An 18,244-nucleotide genomic window follows, 5' to 3' on the forward strand; every position below is an offset into this window, starting at 1 on the left:
CCGTCGGCGCCTTGCTCAGGGCGCGGTAATTTCAATCAGGGTCGGTGTGTCGCGGCCCAGGGCCTCGGCAATGGCCGGCCCCAGCTGTTCGGGGCGCTCGATCCGGCAGCCCTCGGCACCGAAGGACCTGGCCAGCGCCGGGAAATCCGGGGTGCGCAGGTTAACGCCTTCCTGTGGCACCTTGGCGGCGTCCATGTAGTCGCGGATTTCGCCGTATCCGGCATTGTTCCACACCAGGATCGGCAGCGGCAGCTTCTGTTCCACCGCCACCGCCAGCTCGCCGAGAGTAAACATCAGACCGCCATCGCCGATCAATGCCACCACATCGCGCTCGGTGGCAAGGCTGGCACCGATGGCCGCCGGCAGGGCGAAGCCGAGGGTGCCGTAGCCGGTGGTGCAGGTCACGTGGCTGCGGGCCTGGTAAAGGGGCAGGGCGTGGTTGGTGTTGTAGGCCAGCTGGGTGGAGTCGGTGACCAGAATGCCGTCGTCGGGCAGGGCTGCGCGCAGCGCCTGTACCCAGGGGAACCGCTCCTCGGAACCCGGCCACCACTCGGCGCGACAGCGCTCGAGGATCTGCTGCAGTTCCGCGGCGGCGGTTTGCTGCCGCTCGGCGTCGCCCGCGGGGAGGGCGCGGTTCAGCTGCGCCAGCGTCTCGCCGGCGTCTGCGCAAATCGCCAGATCGGGATTGCCATTGCAGACCAGCTGACCGGGGTCTATATCCACACGGATCAGCTTGCCCTTGAATGCGTAATTCTCCCCCACCAGGTTGCGGTCGGTCTCCGCCAGCTCGGTGGCCACCGCCAGAACCACATCGGCGTTTTCCAGCCGCTCGCGCACGGCGCTGAAAGTCAGGTTGGCGCCACCGCACAGTGGATGGCGCTCGTCGACGATGCCTTTGGCGGCCAGGGATTCGAACACCGGTGCCGCCAGCTTCTCCGCCAGTGCCGTGGCATCGGCAGCGCAGGCCTGGGCGCCGCCGCCGAGCAGGATGACCGGGCGCTCGGCATTCTTCAGCCACTGGCTGGCGGTGTCGATGGCGGCGCTGCCGGCCGCCGGCAGTGCCGCAGCCGGGGCTGCGCGGTAGTCATCGATGGCGCCGGGCATGGGTGCCGGAAAGAGATCGATGGGGATTTCGATATGCACCGGTCCCGGGCGGCTGGATGACAGCAGCTGAAAAGCGCGCTGGATGACCTCCGGCAGCTGTTCGGCCTGGGTGAGGGTGTGCTGCCACAGGCAAAAGCCGCGGCTGACATCGCTCTGGCGGGGCAGCTCGTGCAGGCGTCCCCGGCCCATGCCCAGATCCTCGCGGCGGTTTACCGCAGAAATCACCAGCATGGGGATGGAATCGGAATAGGCCTGCGCCATGGCGGTGGCCGCATTGGTGAGGCCGGGGCCGGTAATCAGGAAGCAGACGCCTGTCTTGCCGCTGGCGCGGGCGTAGCCATCCGCCATAAATGCCGCGCCCTGCTCGTGGCGGGGCGTGACATGCTGCAGGCCACTGCCGGGCAGACCGCGATAGAGTTCGATGGTGTGGACGCCGGGGATACCGAAAACTTTTTCAACCTGGTATTCGCGCAGCAGGCGCATCAACACCTGGGCACAAGTGGGTGCGGAAGACATAACTGCTCTTTTCCCTGTTTGTTGTATGTTCAGGATGGCCGAGCCTAGCCGGGCCGCAGGAAGCGCGCAAGCGCCCGCAGAGTCTGCATTTAAAGCGGGAAATTCACCGGAAAATATCGAAACGCCGCGCGCACTGGCGGAAAACTTGGGGCCTTACAGGCCTGTGGGAAAATGTAGCGGAGGCAGTACACTTACGGCAGAGAAAAAGAGGATGGAGTTCTATGGATATCGATCAGTGGCGGCGCGAGTACCTGCGCGGAGGTCTCAATCGCTCAGACCTGAAGGGTGACCCCGTCGAGCAGTTTGAACAGTGGCTGCAGGAAGTGGTGGAAACGGAGCTGTCCGACCCCAGTTGCATGAGCCTGTCCACCGTGGACAGTGAGGGCCAGCCATCCCAGCGCATTGTGCTGCTGAAGGGCTACGATGCGCGCGGGTTTACCTTCTACACCAATTTGCAGAGCCACAAGGCGCGGGACCTGGAGCAGAACCAGAAGGTCTGCCTGCTGTTCCCGTGGCAGTCGGTTGAGCGCCAGGTGATTGTCTACGGTCATGCCGAGAAGCTGACCCGGCCAGAGGCGGAGGCCTATTTCCACACCCGTCCCCGGGACAGCCAGCTGGCCGCCTGGGCCTCACACCAGAGCGATGTGGTCGAGTCGCGTGAACAGCTCGAAAACCGTTTCGAGGAGATGAAAGCCCGTTTTGGTGACGGTGAAATCCCCTTGCCGGAGTTCTGGGGTGGCTATCGGGTGGTGCACCATGCGGTTGAATTCTGGCAGGGCCGTGCCAGCCGCCTGCACGACCGCTTTATCTACCGCCGCCAGGGGGATGACAACTGGCAGCTGGAACGGCTCTCGCCGTGAGCCTTATCTTCATGGCCATTATTTCCGTGGTCCTTGTCTCCGCGCTATCGGTCCTCTCGATACCGTCGCTGTAGTTCCACGCGATTTGCCAGCGCCCGGTGCCGACCGGGCGTGCTTTCTGTTTTTGCCTGTTGTCGCGGGTGCATTCTGTTACGCCCCCACATGACTCGCCGGCAGGTGGCAGGTGGCTGGTGGCTGCGAGCTGGGGTCTTAGATCATCTCAGAAAGTCTTTTATTGCAGCCCTTCGTCTCTCCTTTTACGCCCTCCGCTGGTTGCCTTCGGCCATCCCTGCTTGCCATTGCTCCTGCGCGTATTCCTTGCTGTTTCTCGGCACTTTTTCGCAGCGGTTTCCCGACCGTCTCGGGAGGCTGCAATATTCATCCGTACTCTTCAGCGCATGGTTTTCGCCTGGGATGTGGATGCACAGCCATGGTGCGCGGCGGCAGGTAAGTCAACCGAGGCAGGAAGGCGATCCGCTGACTGCGCCGCTGCGTAGAAAAAACAGCATTAAAAGGGCCGATATGTCGACGGGTTATCTTCCTCTGGTCACAGGGTGGGGGTACTCTTGAATGCATCGGCATGATGCCGAGGTACTCAGCGCGGTCACTGGTCGGAACTCCGAAAATAATCATAAACGGAGTAAAGCAGTACCGATCGCGGTGAATCCGTTGCTGCCAATAAAAATGTTCAAATGGCAATGGAGAGAAAATATGGGACGTCAATTCAACCGAGGCAGCGCCTCTGTGATGCTGTCCACCTGTTCAGTGGCGGCGCTCTGGCTCGCCAGCGGCATCGGCGCGGTGCAGGCGGCCGAGGGCGCCGTGGGCACCATTATGGAAGAGGTGCAGGTCACCGCGCGCAAGCGCGCCGAAGCGGAGCGTCTGCAAGAAGTGCCGGTAGCGGCAACGGCTTATTCCGGCGACCAGCTGGAGGCACTGCAAACCAAAGACCTGCAGAGCCTGTCTTTCAAAATGCCGAACGTGCAGCTGGATGATATCGGCACGGTAAAAAACACCGCGAACTTCACCGTGCGCGGCCTCGGCGTCAACAGCTCCATCCCCTCCATTGATCCCACCGTCGGGGTGTTTGTCGACGGTATGTACATGGGCGTGAACGCCGGTGTGGTTACCGACCTGTTCGACCTGGAGGGCATTGAGGTGCTGCGCGGCCCGCAGGGGTTGCTGTTCGGGCGCAACGTCACTGGCGGTGCGGTGGTGATTCGCACCGCGCGCCCAACCGAGGAGTTCTCCAGCAAGGTCAAGGTTTCCACCACCGACAATCTGGATTCCGTGGTTGCCACCAGCGTCAATGGTGCCATTACCGATAGCGTCAATGGCCGCCTCACCGCCTATTACAACAACGACCAGGGCTGGTTTGAAAACGTCTACACCGGCAACGACAAGGCCGGTGCCTCCGAGACCTGGTTTATTCGCCCCAGCTTCAGTGTCGCACTGTCGGAAACCGCCGAGCTGCTGGTGCGCATGGAGCACGGCCGCATGGATTCCGATGGCGTCGTGGCGCAGAACCGCGGTGTGCCAATATTCACCTCAGGTGGCTCTCTTGTTGAGCCTGGCGCACAGCAGATCGCAGGGTCAGTAGGCGCTACCGATTGGGATAACAGCGCCGACTCCTTCGAGGTGGCGCAAAATGAAGAGGGCTTCCAGGACGACGAGTGGTCCCAGGTGATCACCGAGTTCACCCAGGACGTGGCCTTCGGCAACGGCACCATCACCAATATTCTCGCCTGGCGGCAATACGAGGCACTGGGGCTGGGTGATATCGACTCCCTGCCGATTACCGCCTTCCACGCCAACACCAGTGTCGATCAGAGCCAGCTTTCCAACGAGCTGCGCTATGCCGGCCGTTTTGGCGCGACCTCCCTGACCACCGGCCTTTACTGGTTCAGTCAGGATCTCACCTATCTTGAAAACCGTATTCTGCCCCTGTCGGCCCCTGGCGGCCTCAACTGGACCGGAGGCGGCCAGCAGGATCACGAGGCCAAAGGCATCTTCGCGCAGGCGGATATCGACCTGAATGAATCCTGGGTGCTCACTCTGGGTGGCCGCTACTCCACCGAAGACAAGGACGCGCGGATTGCCACCATTCCGCTCGACCTTTGTACCCTCGATGGCTGTGCGGCTTACGATTTCGAGGACAGTGAATCCTGGAATGCCTTTACCCCCAAGATCGGCCTGCAGTGGAATCTCGCCGACAACGCGCAGATTTATTCCATCTGGACCAAGGGTTTCCGCAGTGGCGGCTACAACATGCGCAATACCGGTATCGACCCCAATAGCGGTAACCCCTATCAGCCAGGCCCCACCGATCAGGAGGAACAGACCAGTTTCGAGATCGGCGGCAAGGCTGAGTGGCTGGATGGGCGTGTGCGCACGAACCTGGCATTGTTCCACAACACCATTGAGGATATGCAGCGGGAAGAAAACCTGAGCGATGTCATCTCCGGAGTGGTGCAGATTATTCGCAATACCGCCGATGCCACTATTCGCGGTGCCGAGTTTGAAGCCATGGCCGCGGCCACAGACAACCTGTTGTTCACCATGAATGTGGGTTATGTGGACGGTGATTATGACAAGGTGTTCGGTGATATCAGTGGTGACGGTGTCGTCGACGACGTGGATCTGGGCCTGGAAATTCCGCGACTGGCGCCCTGGACCTACGGCGTGGGTCTGGTGCACGACCTGGCCCTTGATTCTCTGGGCACTGTTACCTCGCGGCTGAACTTCAACCATCGCGATGCGGTGGCTTACACCGACAACAACGTCGGCCTGCTTTCTGAGGCGGACATGCTGGATTTCAGCATCGGTTTTGCCCCGGATGCGGGCAACTATCAGCTGACACTTTTCGGCCGCAATATGCTCGATGAAGTGACCGAGGGCAACAACACGCAGCTGCCTGCCAACCTCGGTGGTTCAGGTGCCAGCTTCACGCCGCTTAACAAGGGCCGGGTAATGGGTATTGAGTTGACCTATGACCTGTAATCCTGCCTAGAATAACAGCCCGGCACTGCCGGGCTTTTTTATTTGTGGATTTCTTCACTGGTCACACTGGCCGAGTTTTCTCTAAGGATGTGTATGCGCTATATCGACCTGCCCGAATACGGTGATGCGAATGTGATGCGGGTTGCTGAAATGGAAATACCAGAACCCGGTGATGGCGAGGTGCTGATTCGCGTTGCCGGGGCCGGCATCAACCGCCCCGACATTGTTCAGCGCCAGGGGCTCTATCCGCCGCCGCCGGGAGCCTCCCCGGTGCTGGGGCTGGAAGTCGCGGGGGAGATCTGCGCACTGGGCAATGGGGTGGCGCGCTGGCGGGTTGGTGACCTGGTCTGCGCGCTCGCCAATGGCGGCGGTTATGCGGAGTACGTGGTGGTGCCGGCGGCCCAGTGCCTTCCCGTGCCGGCAAATCTCAGCATGGCGGAGGCGGCGGCGTTGCCCGAGACGCTGTTCACGGTCTGGAGCAATGTTTTTGACCGCGCACAACTGCGTGCGGGGGAAATATTGCTGGTGCATGGAGGCTCATCGGGCATCGGCACCACGGCAATCCAACTGGCCAGCAATCTGGGCGCGCGGGTTTTTGTTACCGCCGGCTCCGACGAAAAGTGCGCGGCCTGTGAGGCTCTGGGGGCGGAGCGGGCGATCAATTACCGTAGCGCCGATTATGTGGAGGTCATCAAGGAAGCCACCGATGGCCACGGTGCTGATGTCATTTTGGATATGGTGGGCGGCGATTATGTGAATCGCAACCTCCGCCTGGCGGCGAAAGACGGCCGTATCGTCAATATCGCGTTTCTTCAGGGCGCCAAAGTCGAGGTCAATCTGTTGCCGGTCATGCTGAAGCGCCTGACCCTGACCGGGTCGACCCTGCGGCCCCAGCCCCTCGAGGTGAAGGCGCGGATCGCCCAGGCCCTGGAAGAAAAGGTGTGGCCGTTGATTGAGGCCGGCAAGGTGCGCCCGCAAATCGCCGCGACATTCGCTCTGGAAGATGTCGCCGCGGCTCACCGGCTGATGGAGTCCAGCAGCCATATCGGCAAGATAGTGCTGACTCTATAGCGCTGGCTCTGCAGGGCGGGTTCGGTGAGTGGGTCTGTAGAGTGGGTTCGGTAGAGCGGGTTTTGTAATGGCGCCGGCGAGTCACGGCCCGAGTGTAATGCCCGCGCAGCCGGAAAATATCCGGCTGCACTTTTCACCGGCGGGCAACTTGAGTTCAGACACACGCCTGCGCCGTTACGCTTTTATCAGTTGGCCCTGTTGGCCCCGCTGGCCCAACTGGAGAAGAGATTCCACGGCTGGAATTTGCCCCGCTGCCTCTGCGCGACTTCCCCGGAGGCCATGTCGGTATAGGCGCGATACAGGTTTCTGATGTTGCGAACATACGCTACCGGCTCGGAGCCGCGAGCGTAACCGTAGCGGGCTTTCTCGAAGTAGCGCGGTTCGGAAAGTTTCAGCATGGCGACCTCGACATTGTCGAACCACTTGTTCGGGTCCAGGTTCAACTGTTTGGCCAGCTCCTGGGCGTCGCGCAGGTGGCCGATGCCGGCATTGTAGGCGGCGAGGGAGAACCAGACTTTTTCGTCCGCGGGGAGCTCGTTGCCAAACCGCTCCTTCAGCCAATCCAGGTATTTTGTGCCGGCATGCACGGAATGCTCAGGATCAAAAAGCGGCGTATTGAAGCCCATCTCCTGAGCGGTCCGGGGCATTACCTGCATCAGGCCCTGCGCGCCCATATGGGATTCAGCCTTGGGGTCGAAATTGCTCTCCTGCCAGATCTGCGCGACCACCATGCGCCAATCCAGGTTGTGCTTGGCCGCATATTTTTTCGCGATCTCATCATAGGGAGACAGTGCCTTGCCCGGTTGCAGCTGGTTTTTTGCCCGCTCTACATTCCTCGATTCCGGCAGGAAATAGTTGTCGACCATTTTTCGGTTTTTTTCCTCGGCGAGAAACTGGTTCAGGAAGCTGTTGAGCTTGTCCAGCAGGCTGCGGTTACCTTCCAGTACCATCCAGCCCTGTGACATGGGGCCGCTGACTGCGATGCCCTGCTGCAGCTGCGGATACAGTGCGCGCTGCAGGTCGGCGAGATTGGCGTCTTCAAGAGTCGCGTCCAGCTCGCCATTGGCGACGCCTTCGACAATGTCTTCAAAAGAATACTCTTCCGGTGCGGTCTCGATTTTTACGTCGATGCCCTCGCTCTGCAGTTTCTTGGCGATATTCATGAAGGCGGAGTCGGGCCGCAGGGTGAGGGTTCTGCCAGAGAGATCCTGCAGGGTTTTTATGGGGGCTTTTCCGTCGCTGCTCATGACCACAACCGATGTCTCCAGGATGGGGGCGCTGAACGCGATACCCGCATTGCGGCGCTCCTCGGTCATTGTGGTCGATGCCCCTGCCAGGTCTGCCCGCCCGCTTTCCACATATTCGATCAGGCTCTCTGTGTCCGGAACAACGATGACCTGCAGCTCCAGATCGTTGGCTTTGGCAAAGGCGCTGACTAATTCATAGTCAAGACCTGAGAGGACGCCTTTCCAGATAAAGTAACCGGGGCCATTGTAAGTGGCGAAGCGCAGCACCCCTGATGCCTTGATGGCATCCCAGTCCGCTTCTCTATCTGCGGGCGCCTTCACCATGGTTTTGGTGAGGAAATTGTTGATCCGTGTCTGCAGTTCGGGCGCGGACTTCCTGACTGCCCATGCTAGAGAGATCGGCTCGCCGACGGGAGAGCTGACTTTCAGCTCCGGGTAGTAGCGCTGCAGGTCTTCGGCATGGTTTTTTGGCATCAGGACAATGGGCGGGGAGCTGCTGTCCATTGAGTCCTTGATTGCATTAATCAGCCCGCTGGCGGGCAACTCCGTCACCTTCAGGTTGGCGGCAGGATTGTCGGCGGCAAACTGCTGGGCATTTTTCGCCAGCTGGCTGTCGCTGAGGACGAGAATCTCGGTGTCCTTCAGGTCTTTGATGTGCCCGAGGTCCGGGCCTTTTTTCCCGGTAACCAGTACCTGCTCGGTGATCCGCAATGGTTCGGAAAGGCCAAGTGTCTCGCTGCGCTCTTCATTCATCAGCAGATTATCAGCGAACACATCGGCCTCGCCCCTGTTCAGCATTTCAATACCTTCCTCGGCGGTTTCCACCGCGGTGAAGTGCGGCTTCAGGCCCAGCTTTGCCGCCAGCCGCTCGGCGAGATGGACATTCTGCTGGCTGACAATACCGCTGCGGGGCAGATAGTTTTCCGGATCTTCGGCAAGGTAGACAAAACGGATAGTGCCCCGATCCTTGATGGCGGAAAGGTCGCCGGTTTCCTGGTATTTGCGGAATCGCGGGTCGGGCTGCGCCCAGCGCGAAGAGTCGGCGGACACGCTGCCCTGATCTTCGCTTTCTCCTGTGTCCCGGCGCTCGCAACCGGCCACCAACAATAGCGCGATGGCCAGCAGGGGGATCAATAGCCGATAGGTGTCCAGCCTGTATGCTGTAAGGCTGAATGTCTTTGGCCGGTCAGGAGAAGCCCTTAGCGGTTTAGGGGCGGCCGTAAGCGCTATCGGCAAAACCCTGTAAGAGGCGGGTTGTGAGAGAGGATGGTTGCCCATGTCGATCTCCAGCTGGCTGCATGGGAGCGCTGATGGGCCAGGCTGCAACTGTTCGCGGCAATTTCAGGCAGCGGCAGCATCAGGGCATCCAGTGTTTACATCGCGCTTGCGCTGCCGTGCCATTTCCCATCAGTAACTCTCCGCAGACCCGGCTCCGGCTGTGGAGGCAGACTGCGGTATTGAGACCATGTCGAGGTCATAGGCTAACAGGGTAGTGTTGGTTGCGGGCGGCCACGACTGTGCGCCGGCCGCCCGCGCTGAAAGAAATTGAAAGAACTGAAAGAGCTGCGGTTATAAACCCCTGCGTCTGTAAAAACAGAAGTTACCGATCCACAGAAGAAATTACTCGACGATGGCCGAGAACTCTCCATCGGCCAGCTGGGCGGTTACCCGCTGGCCGGAGCGCAGGGCGGTCGCCTCTTTGATGACTCTCTGCTGGTCATCGCGCACGATGGCGTAGCCCCGCTGCAGTACCGCAAGCGGGCTGACGTTGTGCAGCAGTTGCACCAGGTGGCCGAGCCGGTCTTCGCGTCGCTGCAAGCGCTGCGTGATTGCCCGTTGCAGGCGCTCCTGAGCTGAGCTCAGTTGGTGCCGGCGATTGTCCAGTTGCCGTTGCGGGTGGCAGTGGTCAAACGCATTGCTGGCGAGCAGCAGCTCCCGGCGGCGGCTCTGCAGCTGCTGACGTATGGCGCCACGCAGTCGCAGTTCCAGGTGGTCCAGGCGCTGCGCGCGGTTCTGCAGCTGTTCCCGGGGGTGGCGGATGCGGTTTCCGGTCAGCCGCACCTGCTGGTGCAGGTGGCGAAGTTGCAGCTGCATGGCACGCTGCAGGCGCAGGCCGGTTTCGCGAAACGTCTGCAACAGCTCGGCGGCATTGGCGCTGGCAATTTCCGCCGCCGCGGAGGGAGTGGGCGCGCGCAGGTCCGCCGCGAGGTCGGCAATGGTGGTGTCGGTCTCGTGGCCCACTGCGGAGATGGTGGGAGTCGGGCATTCCGCCAGGGCGCGGGCGACGATTTCCTCGTTGAACGGCCACAGGTCTTCGAGAGAACCGCCTCCGCGACCGACGATCAGCAGGTCGTGGCGACCCAGTTGGCCGGCGCGGCGGATTGCCGCCGCGATCTGCTCCGCGGCGCCCTGTCCCTGTACGGGAACCGGCCACAGTTCGATCTCGGCCGCGGGGAAACGCCGCCCGAGTACCTGGATCATGTCGCGCACCGCCGCGCCGGTGGGGGAAGTGACGATGCCGATATTGGCCGGCAGGTAGGGCAGGGGCTTTTTGCGCGCCGGATCGAACAGGCCCTCCGCCTGCAGTCGCGCCTTCAGGGCTTCCAGCTGGCGCATCAGCGCGCCAAAGCCGGCTTCTTCCATATGCTCGACGATCAGCTGGTATTCGCCGCGGCCCTCATAGAGGCTGACCCGGGCGCGGATCAGCACCTCGCGGCCATTTCCCGGGCGGAAGCGCACACTGCTGTTGCGGCCGCGGAACATGGCGCAGCGCACCTGGGCGCGGGCGTCTTTGAGGGTGAAATACCAGTGACCCGAGCTGGGGGTTGCGAAGTTGGAGATTTCGCCGCTGACCCACAGCAGAGGCACGCTGCTTTCCAGAAGGTGTTTGACCTCCCGGTTCAAATCGCTGACTGAGAGGACACTGCGTTTCGGGGCGGAGTTGGGCGGGGTCGATGGCATTTCTGACTCGCGCGGATAAATTTGGTGGGCCAATATTGCAGTATCGGTAATCGAGGTAAAGGCCTTTGCCAATTCCGGCGCCGAAGCGGGACGAAATCGTGCAAAAATAGGTTTCGTTAGCCGGGAACTTGCGGCTATAATCGCGCCGATACCCAATCCCGCACTTTCGAGGTTTGAGTGTCCATGTCCGAATCTGGTCTGCGCATTGCGCGCGAAGCTCTCACATTTGACGATGTCCTGCTGGTACCCGGCTACTCCGAGGTGACCGCCAAGGATGTCTCCCTGAAGACAAAACTGTCTCGCAACATCTCTCTGAATATCCCCCTGGTATCCGCCGCAATGGATACCGTTACCGAGTCGCGTCTGGCCATTGCCCTGGCCCAGGAAGGCGGTATCGGCATTATCCACAAAAGCATGTCCATCGAGGACCAGGCACTGGCGGTTCGCGCGGTGAAGAAGTTTGAGGCCGGTGTGGTCAAGGACCCGATCACCATCGAGTCCAACGCCTCGGTGCGCGAGCTGATTGCCCTGACTACCCACCACAACATTTCCGGTGTGCCGGTGATGGAAAAGGGCAACCTGGTGGGGATCGTCACCAGCCGCGATGTGCGTTTCCAGACCGACCTGGATGCCTCCGTGGCCAGCATCATGACGCCCAGTGAGCGACTGGTCACCGTTGAAGAGGGCGCGGCCCCCGACAAGGTGCAGGAGCTGCTGCACAAGCACCGTATCGAAAAGGTGCTGGTGGTCAACAACAACCTGGAGCTGCGCGGCCTTATTACCGTCAAGGACTTCAATAAAGCCGAACAGTATCCGAACTCCTGTAAAGATGCCGATGGCCGCCTGCGCGTGGGCGCGTCTGTTGGCACCAGCCCGGATACCGACGACCGCGTCGCCGCGCTGGTGGAAGCCGGTGTGGATGTGCTGGTTGTCGACACCGCCCACGGCCATTCCCGCAACGTCATTGAGCGGGTGCGCCGCATCAAGCAGATGCACCCGGAAGTGGACGTGATTGGCGGCAATATCGCTACCGCCGAGGCCGCCATGGCGTTGCTGGATGCGGGCGCGGATGCGGTCAAGGTTGGCATTGGCCCGGGCTCCATCTGCACCACCCGTATTGTCAGTGGTGTCGGTGTGCCCCAGATCAGCGCCATTGCTGAAGTTTCCAAGGCGCTGGAAGGTTCCGGTGTGCCGGTTATCGCCGATGGCGGTATCCGTTTCTCCGGTGATATCGCCAAGGCCATCGTCGCCGGCGCCAGCTCTGTGATGATGGGCTCCATGTTCGCCGGTACCGAAGAGGCGCCGGGGGAAGTCGAGCTCTATCAGGGCCGCACCTACAAGTCCTACCGCGGTATGGGCTCGCTGGGCGCCATGTCCCGCACTCAGGGCTCCTCCGACCGCTACTTCCAGGACGCCAGCAAGGGCGCCGAGAAGCTGGTGCCCGAGGGCATCGAAGGTCGCGTACCCTACAAGGGACCCATCGCCGCCATCGTGCACCAGATGATGGGCGGTCTGCGTTCCGCCATGGGCTACACCGGCAGTGCCACCATCGAAACGATGCGCACCCGCCCCGAGTTCGTGCGGGTTACCTCGGCGGGCATGGGCGAGTCCCACGTGCACGATGTGACCATCACCAAAGAGGCCCCCAACTACCCGGTGGGTGGCCGTTGATGGCAGCATTGCCGCGATAGTCCTGTCGCGGCAACATTGATTTTTTCTTCAGGTGAGCGGACCCCGGCGGGTCCGTTCGCAGTTTCTGGGCTCAACCCCTGATCGACCGAGTAAGCCATGTCTCAAGATATCCATGCTAGCCGAATCCTGATTCTCGACTTCGGCTCCCAGTACACCCAGCTGATTGCCCGCCGCGTGCGTGAACTGGGCGTCTTCTCTGAAATCCGCGCCTTCGACATGACCGAGGAGGAGATCCGTGAGTACAACCCGCAGGGCATCATCCTTGCCGGCGGGCCGGAATCGGTGCCGGAAGAGGGTTCTCCCCGGGCGCCGGAGGTGGTGTACGAGCTTGGCGTACCGGTGCTGGGTATCTGCTACGGCATGCAGACCATGGCGCACCAGCTGGGTGGCGCGGTGCAGGGCAGTGATGTTCGCGAGTTCGGCTATGCGCAGGTGAAGGTGGAGGGCAGCTCCGCCCTGCTGCACGACATCAAGGACCACCTGGATGGCGATGGCCACGCGCTGCTCGATGTGTGGATGAGCCATGGCGACAAGGTGGTGCAGATGCCGGAGGGCTTTGAGCTGATGGCGTCCACCGGTTCTTGCCCGATTGCCGGTATGTACCATGCGCAGAAGAACTTCTTTGGGGTGCAGTTTCACCCCGAGGTAACCCACACCCTGCAGGGCACGCGCATTTACGAGCACTTCGTGATTGAAATCTGCGGCTGCCAGAAACTGTGGACGCCGGCGAATATCATCGAGGATTCCGTCGCCAAGGTGCGCGCTCAGGTCGGCAGCGGCAAGGTGCTGCTCGGTCTATCCGGCGGTGTGGACAGCTCGGTGGTGGCGGCGCTGCTGCACAAGGCGATCGGCGATCAGCTCACCTGCGTGTTCGTGGACAACGGCCTGCTGCGCAAGAACGAAGGCGACCAGGTGATGGAGATGTTCGCGGAGAACATGGGCGTGAAGGTGATCCGCGCCAATGCCGAGGAGCTGTTCCTGTCCCGTCTCGCCAGTGAGGCAGAGCCCGAGGCCAAGCGCAAAATCATCGGCAACACGTTTATCGAGATCTTCGATGAGGAAGCGGCCAAGCTCGAGGATGTGCATTTCCTCGCTCAGGGCACCATCTATCCGGATGTGATCGAATCCGCCGCGGCCAAGACCGGCAAGGCCCATGTGATCAAGTCCCACCACAATGTCGGCGGCCTGCCGGAAGATATGAAAATGCAGCTGGTGGAACCGCTGCGGGAACTGTTCAAGGATGAAGTGCGCAAGATCGGCCTGGAGCTGGGCCTGCCTTACGACATGGTCTACCGCCACCCCTTCCCGGGACCGGGTCTGGGCGTGCGTATCCTCGGTGAGGTGAAAAAGCAGTACGCCGATATCCTGCGGGAGGCGGACGCTATTTTTATCGAGGAGCTGCACAATGCGGGCTGGTACCACAAGACCAGTCAGGCTTTTGCGGTATTCCTGCCGGTGAAGTCCGTGGGCGTGGTGGGCGATGGTCGCCGCTACGAATACGTGGTGGCCCTGCGCGCGGTGGAGACGGTGGACTTCATGACCGCCCGCTGGGCGCATCTGCCCTACGAGCTGATTGAAAAGGTTTCCAACCGCATCATCAACGAGATCGAGCATATCTCCCGCGTGGTCTACGACGTATCCAGCAAGCCGCCCGCCACCATCGAGTGGGAGTGAGTCCAGCTGAAACCCAACCCGCGCCAGCACAGGCTGGTGCGGGGTTAGGTTGAGAGGTTGAGAGGTGGGGTGTGGCGTCGAGTCCAGCGCTTCCGGCTGCTTATCCCCCCTCGTTATCTCGCCCTGGCATCTCCCGCCCGGTTGTTGCCACTGCCATTGCTGCCCTGCTCACCGCCTTCCTGCCCGCCGCCTTCCTGCCCACTGACCTGTGCTTACAGCCGTGCTCCCCGGTTGTCGCATTTGCCGTTGTCGCGCCGGCTCAGGCGTCGGTGGTTTTGAAACGCTCGTTCCAGAGCTGGCCTCCTGCTGCAATGGCGTAATCTGCCTCAAGAGCGGGGCTGAAGAGGGTTTCCTGCCGCCGTGGGAAGTGGACGCACGTCCATTGTGCGCCGCAGTTCCCCGAAGCCTTTCCACAGCTAAACCCGCGTCTGTCAATACCCGAATTTAGCTTCGATTACTGTCAAATATGTTTTAAAGAGCCCGCTAACCTATTGATTTTCAATGGGATATTTTGATGGTTAAAATTTCCACAGATTAAGGCTGTGACGCTGCCATGGGGCCTGGCGGCGTTTCCCCGTTATTTGCTCACAGAGATATCCACAGAATCTGTGGACTGTGTAGACCAGGGTTTGGCTTCTGTCGAATAAAAAAACAGGATTGGCGCGTATTGTTTCAAGGCGGTCATTGTCGGGGCGACCTGGAAGAAAAATTCTCGGGAACGCGGCCGGGATTGGCTTGAGGCGCAAGTTCCCCTCGAGGCCTCCGGGCAGGATTTCAGAGCAGGGCTTCAGAGCCGGAGGGCGGGTTCCAGTGCCGCTCGCTGGGATTGAAAGCCGCGCTTGCGCTGGTTCTTGCGGTCGCAGGCGCATGCTATCGCTTCCACTATCATTTTCACTGCTTTAGCCGCTGCCGCGCGCTCTAACGCTATCTCTCGCGCTGCCGCTCCCCGTCCGTGCCGTTACAGCTGGTGGCGGAAGCTGATCAGGGCAGCGGTGACGGCGACATTCAGGCTTTCGACGTTGTTGCGCATGGGGATGCGGACGAGTCGCGAACACTGGCGGGCAACGGCTTCGCCTACGCCGCGAGTCTCGTTGCCCAGTACAAATACCTTGGGCTGGTCACTATTGATAGCGGACAGGGTGTCCTCCGCATGGGAGGACAGACCGAAGATCTCCGCGCCGGATGCGCGGAATTGCTCCAGAGTGGCGGCGAGACTGTCGCAGCGCAGAATCCGGGTTTTGAACACGGCGCCGGTGCTGGCCTTGATCACCAGCGGGTCTATCTGCGCGCAGCCTTTGCGCGGCAGCAGAATCCCGTCGATGCCGCCGGCGCAGGCGGAGCGGATGATCATGCCGAGATTCTGTGGGTTGGTGATGCCGTCCAGGGCCAACAGTTCGTACTTTGCCTGACTCTCCTGTAGAAATCGCTCGGCTGTGCCGTAGTGGGGCAGGGCCAGGTCGAGGGCCACACCCTGGTCCTGACGGGCGTTCTTGGAAATCCGCGACAGGCCTTTGCGATCCCAGTGAGCAATCTCAATGCGGCGCTCTGTCGCCAGCTGCTCCAGGCGCGCAATCAGGTGATCGCGGCGGTTGCTGGTGGCCAGGTGCAGTTTATGTACCGGTAACGAGAGATCCTCCAGCGCCTCCAGTACCGGTTTGCGCCCATAAATGGTGAGCAGGCTGTCGTAAAAGGCCCGCTTCTCAAGGTATTCGGGGGAATCAGTCACTAGTGGCTTCCGTTCAATAAGGCGTTGAGCTGTTCTGCGATCTCGGCGGGCAGGTCGCCGCGGCGGGCCAGCTCCACGCAGGCGAGTCCGAGTTGGCGATAGTTGGCGGCCAGCAGGGGGGATGTGCCGGCGACGGCTTTGAGCTGGCTGGCCACGGTGGCGGTGTCACCACGGGCGATGGGGCCGGTGAGTGAAGCGGCCGGGCCCAGCTCCAGATTATTGCGCGCGGTCTGCAGGACAATCGGCTGCAGCAGCGAGAGCGCCTCAGCCTCGTCGATACCGGCGGCGGCAAAACACTGCAGGCTCAGGTCCATCAGGGCCGTCATGTAGTTGCAGGCGAATACGGAGCCGGCGTGATAAAGCGACTTGTGCTCCGAGGCAATGGCCAGCGTGCGGCAACCCAATGCGCCAAATGCGTCATTTAAGACGGTCAGGGCATCACTGTCCCCCTCTACCGCCACGGCCGTTCCCGCCAGGGTTGCCACTGAGCGGGCGGGGTCGGCAAAGCTGTGCACCGGGTGGGCACTGGCTATGGCTGCGGGCCGGCAGGGGGCGAGTACCGAGGAGCCCAGCGCGCCGCTGCAGTGAAAAACCACTGGCCTGTCGGTTCTCGAATCGTTGGTTTTGCGATTGGCGGCTGTGTGGTCGTCGTCTGAGTGGCCCGGGGCTCGGGAATTTGTCACTGCCAGGCTGTGCAGGTGGTTCGCCAGTTCCGTCGCCAGCGCGGCAATCTGCCTATCGCCCGAGGCGATGAGCCAGCAGTCGGCGGCGGGCATCTCGCCGATCGAGCCGGCGGCCTTGCCGGCACCGATAAAGCGCACCGCCGTCAGGGCGCTTTTCAGTGAGCGGTTACATACCGTCTGTACCTCAAAAAAACCGCGCTCCTGCCACAGGCGGCCAAGGGTGCGGCCGAGCTTGCCGGCGCCGATGATATTGAGGGTTTTCATGGGGCCTCTTCGCGGATATTGCGGCGGTGGGTCCGGTTAACGGGATCGCCGCTGGTCCCGGGGAGCCGGCCAGCTCTGCTCGCCATCAATTGCCACTCAGGCAGTTGAGATAGGCCGAGACCGCGTTGGCAAGCCCCATATTCAGGGCATCCACGGTCAGGGCATGGCCGATGGACACTTCCTGCAGGCCCGGCAGGGTGCGGTAGCGGGGCAGGTTGATCAGGTTCAGGTCGTGCCCGGCGTTAATACCGAGGCCCAGCGTGCGCGCGTGCTCGGCGGCGGCGCAGTGGCTGGCGAAAATGGCCTCGAGCTGGCTGCTCTGTCTCGCCACGGCCTCGGCATAGGGGCCGGTGTACAGCTCGATCCGGTCGGCGCCCACCTCCTTGGCGAGGCTGATCTGCTCCAGATCCGGGTCCATAAACAGGCTGACGCGAATATTGGCGGACTTCAGTTGCTTGATGATGGGTTCCAGCCGGCCGCCGTCGCGCATCAGGTCGAAGCCGTGATCGGAGGTAAGCTGGTCATTGCTGTCGGGCACCAGGGTGCACTGGTCGGGCGCGGTTTCCAGCACCAGTGGCATCAGCCCCGGGTAGTCGGCCATGGGGCCGGCAAAGGGGTTGCCTTCCACATTAAATTCAATATCCGGGTAGCCGGCGCAGAGCTTGGCCAGCTCGCGCACATCGCCGGGGCGGATATGGCGCTGGTCCGGTCGCGGATGCACGGTGAGACCCTGGGCCCCCGCATCCAGGCAGGTGCGGCCATGGGCCACCACATCCGGGAAATTGCCCTCGCGGGAATTGCGGATCAGGGCGATTTTGTTCAGGTTGACGCTGAGTGCAATCACGACTCCCCCCTTCATGGTTGGCTGTTGGTTTTTACGCGGCTGTCGAGGCGCTTGGCCTTGAGAATTCGCACGGGGATGTTGGGTGCCTGGGGGTGGGCGCGGTGGAGTCCCCGCGGCTCGGCGACGATTTTGTCCACCACGTCCATGCCTTCGATCACGCGGCCGAACACGGTATAGCCGGCCTTGTCCTCTTTTGGATCCAGGTCCTGATTATTTCCCAGATTAATGTAGAACTGTGAGGTGGCGCTGTCAGGATCATTGAAGCGAGCCATCCCCAGAGTGCCACGGGTGTTGCGCAAGCCGTTGGCGGACTCATTGGCGATGGGGTCCACGGTTTCCTTTCTCTGGAAGTCAAACGTCAGGCCGCCGGTTTGGGCTACAAAGCCCGGGATTACGCGGTGAAAGATCACGCCATTATAGAAACCCCGGTCCACATAACCGAGAAAGTTTTCCACGGTGATCGGCGACTTGTCCGCAAACAGCTCTACACGGATGGTGCCGAGGTCGGTTTGCAGGTCAACCCTGGGGTTGGCGGAAGTGGCGGCCGCGGCCGGCAGCGCCAGCAGGCCGCAGAGGAGAAGTGCATAGAGATGACGCATGCG

12 protein-coding genes are annotated in these 18,244 nt (G+C 61.5%); 5 read left to right on the forward strand and 7 right to left on the reverse strand.

The window, feature by feature from the left end; genetic code table 11:
- Positions 1-15: 15 nt before the first annotated feature.
- Positions 16-1,620 carry a 5-guanidino-2-oxopentanoate decarboxylase gene (locus ABEA58_RS01690; RefSeq protein WP_345548244.1) on the reverse strand — a complete coding sequence of 535 codons (1,605 nt, stop codon included), beginning with the start codon at positions 1,618-1,620 and terminating at the stop codon, positions 16-18.
- Between the two features lie 221 nt (positions 1,621-1,841).
- Between ABEA58_RS01690 and pdxH the strand changes: the two genes are divergently transcribed.
- From pdxH to ABEA58_RS01705, 3 genes are all read left to right on the forward strand, one after another.
- Entirely contained in the window at positions 1,842-2,480 is a 639-nt protein-coding gene (gene pdxH, locus ABEA58_RS01695; RefSeq protein ID WP_345548246.1) for a pyridoxamine 5'-phosphate oxidase, read from the forward strand.
- Between the two features lie 711 nt (positions 2,481-3,191).
- A complete protein-coding gene (locus ABEA58_RS01700; RefSeq protein ID WP_345548247.1) occupies positions 3,192-5,480 on the forward strand; it encodes a TonB-dependent receptor in 2,289 nt (762 codons plus the stop codon).
- Positions 5,481-5,573: 93 nt separating this feature from the next.
- Positions 5,574-6,551, forward strand: coding sequence for an NAD(P)H-quinone oxidoreductase (locus ABEA58_RS01705; protein ID WP_345548250.1), 978 nt, complete (start codon positions 5,574-5,576; stop codon positions 6,549-6,551).
- A 185-nt stretch (positions 6,552-6,736) separates the two neighbouring features.
- Here ABEA58_RS01705 and ABEA58_RS01710 read toward each other — a convergent pair whose 3' ends face one another.
- Both ABEA58_RS01710 and xseA read right to left on the reverse strand, forming a co-directional pair.
- On the reverse strand, positions 6,737-8,932 hold the full coding sequence (locus ABEA58_RS01710; protein WP_345548252.1) for an MltF family protein: 2,196 nt from the start codon (positions 8,930-8,932) through the stop codon (positions 6,737-6,739).
- A gap of 486 nt (positions 8,933-9,418) precedes the next feature.
- On the reverse strand, positions 9,419-10,759 hold the full coding sequence (xseA, locus tag ABEA58_RS01715; RefSeq protein WP_345548254.1) for an exodeoxyribonuclease VII large subunit: 1,341 nt from the start codon (positions 10,757-10,759) through the stop codon (positions 9,419-9,421).
- Between the two features lie 183 nt (positions 10,760-10,942).
- Between xseA and guaB the strand changes: the two genes are divergently transcribed.
- A complete protein-coding gene (guaB, locus tag ABEA58_RS01720) occupies positions 10,943-12,430 on the forward strand; it encodes an IMP dehydrogenase (protein WP_345548256.1) in 1,488 nt (495 codons plus the stop codon).
- Between the two features lie 117 nt (positions 12,431-12,547).
- Complete coding sequence (guaA, locus tag ABEA58_RS01725) at positions 12,548-14,125, forward strand: glutamine-hydrolyzing GMP synthase (protein WP_345548258.1); 1,578 nt, start codon at positions 12,548-12,550, stop codon at positions 14,123-14,125.
- Positions 14,126-15,083: 958 nt separating this feature from the next.
- On the opposite strand, the gene ABEA58_RS01730 is transcribed toward guaA, so the two are convergent.
- From ABEA58_RS01730 to ABEA58_RS01745, 4 genes are all read right to left on the reverse strand, one after another.
- Positions 15,084-15,851 carry a TrmH family RNA methyltransferase gene (locus ABEA58_RS01730; RefSeq protein ID WP_345548260.1) on the reverse strand — a complete coding sequence of 256 codons (768 nt, stop codon included), beginning with the start codon at positions 15,849-15,851 and terminating at the stop codon, positions 15,084-15,086.
- Positions 15,851-16,798, reverse strand: coding sequence for a Rossmann-like and DUF2520 domain-containing protein (locus tag ABEA58_RS01735; protein WP_345548261.1), 948 nt, complete (start codon positions 16,796-16,798; stop codon positions 15,851-15,853). The genes ABEA58_RS01730 and ABEA58_RS01735 overlap by 1 nt, the downstream gene beginning before the upstream one ends.
- An 85-nt stretch (positions 16,799-16,883) precedes the next feature.
- Positions 16,884-17,657, reverse strand: coding sequence for a pyridoxine 5'-phosphate synthase (locus ABEA58_RS01740; protein ID WP_345548263.1), 774 nt, complete (start codon positions 17,655-17,657; stop codon positions 16,884-16,886).
- The gene (locus tag ABEA58_RS01745) at positions 17,654-18,241 is read right to left on the reverse strand and encodes a peptidylprolyl isomerase (protein WP_345548265.1); all 588 of its coding nucleotides are present in this window, start codon (positions 18,239-18,241) and stop codon (positions 17,654-17,656) included. Before ABEA58_RS01745 ends, ABEA58_RS01740 begins: the two co-directional genes overlap by 4 nt.
- Positions 18,242-18,244: the final 3 nt, after the last annotated feature.

Source organism: Microbulbifer aestuariivivens (assembly GCF_039545115.1).
Classification (GTDB): domain Bacteria; phylum Pseudomonadota; class Gammaproteobacteria; order Pseudomonadales; family Cellvibrionaceae; genus Microbulbifer; species Microbulbifer aestuariivivens.